Origin of the sequence: Vibrio sp. S9_S30 (assembly GCF_014694455.1) — a bacterium.
In the GTDB taxonomy this organism is placed as follows: Bacteria; Pseudomonadota; Gammaproteobacteria; order Enterobacterales; family Vibrionaceae; genus Vibrio.
Genome location: NZ_JAAUWT010000130.1, coordinates 1 through 540 on the forward strand (window position 1 = coordinate 1; position 540 = coordinate 540).

Here is a 540-nt window from a genome sequence, read left to right on the forward strand (position 1 = left end):
ATAACGCCAGCTTAAACCGCAAGCAACGCACTAACCAAGCCGCTGCATTACGCCTTAAACACTAAAACCCCTGCAAACCAAAAATGCCACGCGTTGTTTGTCGGTTTGAAGCTTTTGTTATGTGAAACTTAACACTAGTAATGGAGCCAATAGGAATAGAAGAGCCCCAAATAGCATAAAATAAAAAAATAGTAAAAAAACCAGTTCAAACAATGATTTTCCTACCTTAGCTATATTATTAGATATATCTGTAGATGCAATCTTTACGGCTACTGGGTCTGTCAAAATAACTGGCTTTCTCGAATAAAACTTCGCTGACATTACGCCCAATACAAATAAAATATATCCGCTGAAAAGTGGTGCTACGAGTAATACATGCAATTCTGAAATAACTAAAACCAGCATTAGTATCACTATCATCGAACCAAACATATATCCCATGGTTCCAATCGGAGAAACTTTTGAAAAGTAACTAAATTTTGTTGCAAATATTTTAGGAAGATAGTTCATTTTCCCCCTCACCATCAGGCACATAACGCC

1 protein-coding gene is annotated in these 540 nt (G+C 36.9%); it reads right to left on the reverse strand.

Features of this window, described 5'->3' with window-relative positions:
• Positions 1 to 117: 117 nt before the first annotated feature.
• Positions 118 to 540 (reverse strand): hypothetical protein (locus HC752_RS24375; protein WP_238930633.1); only part of this gene is annotated, 423 nt, incomplete at its 5' end.